The organism is Acinetobacter harbinensis (assembly GCF_000816495.1).
Taxonomy (GTDB): domain Bacteria; phylum Pseudomonadota; class Gammaproteobacteria; order Pseudomonadales; family Moraxellaceae; genus Acinetobacter; species Acinetobacter harbinensis.
On the sequence record NZ_JXBK01000001.1, the window covers coordinates 2,056,747 to 2,061,860 of the forward strand.

5 protein-coding genes are annotated in these 5,114 nt (G+C 38.5%); all 5 read right to left on the minus strand.

Features of this window, described 5'->3' with window-relative positions:
* Positions 1-197 precede the first annotated feature (197 nt).
* The 5 genes from SE27_RS09605 to SE27_RS09625 all read right to left on the minus strand — a co-directional run bounded on the left by SE27_RS09605 (position 198) and on the right by SE27_RS09625 (position 4,841).
* Positions 198-1,118: a hypothetical protein gene (locus SE27_RS09605; protein ID WP_039622896.1), complete on the minus strand. Its 921-nt coding sequence runs from the start codon at positions 1,116-1,118 to the stop codon at positions 198-200.
* A gap of 42 nt (positions 1,119-1,160) precedes the next feature.
* A complete protein-coding gene (locus SE27_RS09610) occupies positions 1,161-2,294 on the minus strand; it encodes a toxic anion resistance protein (RefSeq protein ID WP_039622898.1) in 1,134 nt (377 codons plus the stop codon).
* Between the two features lie 21 nt (positions 2,295-2,315).
* Complete coding sequence (locus SE27_RS09615) at positions 2,316-3,104, minus strand: hypothetical protein (protein ID WP_039622900.1); 789 nt, start codon at positions 3,102-3,104, stop codon at positions 2,316-2,318.
* A gap of 259 nt (positions 3,105-3,363) precedes the next feature.
* Complete coding sequence (locus tag SE27_RS09620) at positions 3,364-4,401, minus strand: metallophosphoesterase (RefSeq protein WP_039622902.1); 1,038 nt, start codon at positions 4,399-4,401, stop codon at positions 3,364-3,366.
* 38 nt (positions 4,402-4,439) lie between these two features.
* Positions 4,440-4,841, minus strand: a complete 402-nt coding sequence (locus SE27_RS09625; protein ID WP_052251728.1) for a hypothetical protein — start codon at positions 4,839-4,841, stop codon at positions 4,440-4,442.
* Positions 4,842-5,114: the final 273 nt, after the last annotated feature.

Below are 5,114 nucleotides of genomic sequence, written 5' to 3' on the forward strand. Positions count from 1 at the left end.
GTCTAATTTTATAAATAGTTAAAACAGTTCATTTAAATATTAATGATCGGATAAGTAGATTGAAATTCACAACAGAGGTCACTCCCCCTGTTTGGGCTTACTTGGGTTTTATTGAAAGTCAGCATTAAGACCCAAAAGCATAAAAGCCCTACATAAAATCAGATATAGGGCTTTTATAGTTGTGCTGTGCATTTTGGCTAAGATAGAAGACGCTGCTCAACTCGCAATGCTCGGTTTTTTAAATGCTGAGATAACAAGAATAAAATGACCGTTAAAATTGCCGATAAACTTAAGATGATTAGAATAAAGATATTCACCACCTGACTAAGTTTTTCAGCTTGATCGACTTGTTTGGCCACGCTTGCGGCCAATGGCGTTAAACTTTTGCCATACAATTGGTGCTGCATGGTCCATAATTGTTCAGGTTTAAAACCATATTCAATAAACTGCGGATCTGTTTTTTCTGCTTTTACCAATGCTAAAACCTGTGGAATAGCTGCATCTTTATCTACTGGTTTATGTAGCAGTGCCGCTTGAGCGAGTAAGTACGCCTCTACCGGTGAAGCCAGCTTTGTACGCTGTAACTCTTGTGCCAATTGGCTTTGTTGAATATTTTTATCGTATTTCACAATTTGAGCATAGCCATCTCGTTCATCTTTATTCAGGTCATATTGCCAATAGCTTAGGCCTGACCACAGTAAAATAAAGGCGATTAACCATCCTACAAATTTTAAAATAAAGGACTGAAAGCGAAGATAAAAAAAGCGTATTTTTTTCAGAAAATGAATAACAAAAAATGCCCCAATAAAGGATGCAAACAGCTTTAAAATCAGCCACCCAAACCATGACATCAGATTACTAAAATAATCACTTTGTTGACCGGCTGCTGCCAGATCAGCATTGACACTTAATGGCATATGAAATTGCTTTAATTCTGTGGCGATACCAAAGAAGCTATAGACAAGATCATGTTGTAAAAATAACGCCACCACTGAAGCAATAAAAATACTGCTACTGCTCAAACACAGCAGCATCAGATTACGTTGCCGCTTTTTAAGCAGCACGATGCCAGATTCAATCTGTTGAGGGTTGAGTGCATATTCCTCTAAAGCAGGCAAATATATTCTCCTAAACCGTGAACCATCAACTTAAACAAACGCTTAAGATTTAGTGCCACCGCCATTGCTGGATTCAATCACCAAATGATTCAAATTTTGCTGCAAGGCACGTAAACGCGTGGCCGCTTCGGCACGTTTTTGCATGCCTTCTTTTTGCACTTGAATCACATCATTCACTGTTTTAATGAGGGTGTTTTGCACATGTTCAAGTGTCTCAATATCAATTACTGAGCGTTGATTGGCTCTGGCGGTGTCTACCGAGTTTTGGTGTAACAAATCGGCATTGCGGCGCAACAAATCATTGGTGGCATCATCAATACTATTGGCCAATTGCACACTATTTTTTTGTTCGCTTAAAGAAATCGCTAAACTAATTTGATTTTTCCATGCCGGTAAAGTGATATTTTTAATCGCATAGAACTTATCCACCAACATCAAATTATTCGATTGAATAATCCGAATCATCGGCAAGGTTTGCATCGCTGACTGCTGCAAGACTTGTAAATCACTGACTCGTTTTTCTAAATTATTACTCAAATGGTTTAAATCATAGACCTTTTGCACCGTGGTTTGATCTTGCGTTTGACTGCTTAAAGTCGCAATCTGCTGCTGAATTTCCTGCTCTTTGAGTTTTCCGGCAGCAATATAAATACCCAACTGTTTATATTCGTCTTGTACGCCATAAAACATTTTATCTAAGGTTTCAACCCGTGCTTTGAGTCCCGCTTGAGAACTTTCAATTTCTTGTACCAGCACTTCAATTTGCTGTTTGGTGCTGTTAAAGCTTTGGTCAAAACTTTGTTTAGCCCCTTTCATTTTACTGATTAAGCCGCCTAAAAAACCGGAGCTTTTTTTACGGTTTAAAATACTGCTGCTATTAAGCTGCTGTGCCACTTGTACCACCTGATTGAGTTTTTGCCCCGTGGCATCCAGATCTTTATTTTGCACCAAATTTAAAAGTTCATCGGTGTAGGTCGACGTTTTGGTGGCAATATTTTTACCGTATTCAGCAACTGCAGTATGGCTGATCTCCGCCAATTCTTTACGCGCATTCATGACTTCATTAAAGTCTGAATTTTGCAAACCAATCTCTTGTAAATTGAGCTGCTGAAATTTCTGCTGAGTAACTTCGCTGCTTAAATCAACGCTTAAATCTGTAGGTTTAAATTCAGTCATGATGCACCTAAAATAATATGGTTAATGTGTCGATTTCTGTAAGGATTGTTTTAATGTCTTAATCAATTGCTCGCGGCTACTGTCCAATTTTTCCATTTCATGGCTAGAATGATTCTGATTGCTTTGTTGAATATGGTATTTCCAAGCGGGAATTAACACCTGCTGAGCCTCTTTAAAACGATCAAGCAAGGTAAAAGACAATTGCTGAGACAACTGCATTTGTGTAATTGCAATATCATTACTGGTTTGCAAGGTATGTAAGGTATTAATCTTTTTCGATAGCCTTTCAGAGAAATTATCTAAAGGATGCTGATTTTGGATAAACTTCGGATATTCCTGCAAAAATTCTTGCGCGGCCTGAATATATTTTGCCATCTGTTCACGCTGCCCCATTAACTGCTGAAAACGTGCTTGTGATTTTTGAATTTCCACTTGTAGTTTTTGACTTAAATGATTGGCACGATTTAACAATTGATCTAAATTTTTATAATATCCGACTTGGCCTGAACCATATTCTAAGTCGATGCCCAGCCACTTTTGCAAAGCATTAAACTGACGCTTTTTTAAATACTTTTTTGAATCGGCTAAAGCATGAATCAACTGTTCGATGGTGGCGCTCAGTTGCTGCGTTAAATGTGGATCTATGCCATTTAACAACACAGACTGCGCTTGAACCACATGTTCTGCATAATGATTCAGACGATATTGATCCTCTAGTAACGGCAATAAGTCATTGCGTTGAATCGAGAGAAGCTCGGCTCGGTTCACCTCGATTTCAGCCAAAGGAACAAGAACATCAATCTGAGACATAGTATTACAAACTCAACAAAATCATTTTTATAGTACGGCTTTTATCATAAATATCATGTGTTTTTTTACAATTTAGCACAGATATTCTTTGCTCTAGCATACGCCAGAAGCTGCATAACCCAAAGTGCTTATTCTGAGCAGTGCTGTCTTTAATGTTGATCAATCTGCCTAAGAGGTGATGATGTTTTTTCATCTAACGCCAACAGATAAGATCATCAAAACAATACTGAGTTTTAATCCATTTTCCCTACTTTAAATTTTAATTCGGTTCGGTTTGTAGCTGCCTACCATCTTCGAGCATGAGAACACGCTCAGGAAAACGCAAAGCGATCAATTGATGGGAAAAATTACGTTGATGATGACGATCTAAATAGCGCTTTCCCACAGAGTAATCGACACAGAAGACATTGCCTTTTAAGCCAAACCATTGCACCGCATCGATATGCTTAAATAAACCACTCTTTTGTTCAGTGCTATTAAAATTACGCCAATAATGCCCCATCACCACGGGAATTTCAGCCTGATAGCTTTGCCACCAAGGCAAACGACCGACCATGCGCCATTTTCCGCCAGCAAAAAAGGGGTGCTCAACGATCTCTTCAGCACCCGAAGTCAGCACTTTAATGGGATTATGCATTTGCTCTAAAATGTCTTTCTGGGCTAAATTTTCTAATAATGGCACCTGCGTATGCGGATTTTTCAATTCAGCTTGATAGCACAGTTCTTCCTGCTGAGCGTGATGAGCAACACCTGAGGACTGTATCTGTTGCTCTGCCCGCTGCACAAATTGATCATAGACCGCTTTTATCGAACTGGAGTGACATTGCTGTAAAGCATCAATTGAAGCCTGATCCCAACAAGCATGTACGATTCTTAATTTTTCAGACTCTAAAGCCAGTGGTAATGTATTTAAAAACTGAATAATCCAGTCTTTCTCTGCAGCGGATATTGCATTTGAATTAAAGGGTTTTTCATCATCTTCATGCGGGGAACCAAAAAACCAACCATTGCCCTCGCGCTTAGACTCAATCAATAAATTTAACTCATGATTGCCCAATACACATTGAGCATTGCCATTTTCAATAAGCCTTTTCACCAGTTGAATCACTGCAACGCTGTCCAACCCTCGATCACATAAGTCACCGACAAAAATAAGTTTCCGCTGTGCAAGATGCTGTCCATTTCCATCATAACCCAGCACTTTCATTAAACTTTTTAATGCGTCAATTTCGCCATGAATATCCCCAACAATATCTAAAGCAGCGTCATAAAGCGGCTGTACAAAATGATTTGACATCAGACCCTTCCTCATTTTAAGAGCAATTTAATCGCCATCTATTCATCATCAAAAATAAAGGCACCCTGATAGACAAGATCACGAACTGCCTGTTGATAGTCTGCTAAATCAAACACCACACTGCCAAACCTTTCAAATATTTGGATAGAGGAACTTTCTGGCTCTAATAAGATAATTTTGGCACAACGCTTTAACAATAAAGTCTGATCAAGCGCGGTAATATCTGGATAAAATAAGCCGTATCCTGAGCAATTTTCTATCGCTTGCGCTAAGACAATATTATTTTCACTAGCTTGCTCTGCCATAATCGATTCTGGCTCAAAAGCTTGAATAATACTGTGGTAATCATCCTCTAGACTGAGTTGTCGCTCTCTGAATACTGCGGTCGGTGAAGATATCGAATGATTTTCAGGCCGTAAGGATGAAGAAAATAACTTCATACTGAATCCTCCTGTTTGTTTATCCTGTTTGTTTATTATGGGTTTGTTTAAATTTTAATTAGTATATAGATGATGCCTGATCCGACACTTAAAGAGCAATCATCGATGCTTTGCATATTAGCTCTTTTATATTCTTAAAATACTATAGCAATGGCTCAATATCCGCAGTATGAAAAGTGTCGTGGTACTGTTTTAACCATGATCGTCTATTCATGGTTAACGAGCCGTAAATACTCATTTTACTTTTATCAGACATAAAAAAACCTCATAAAT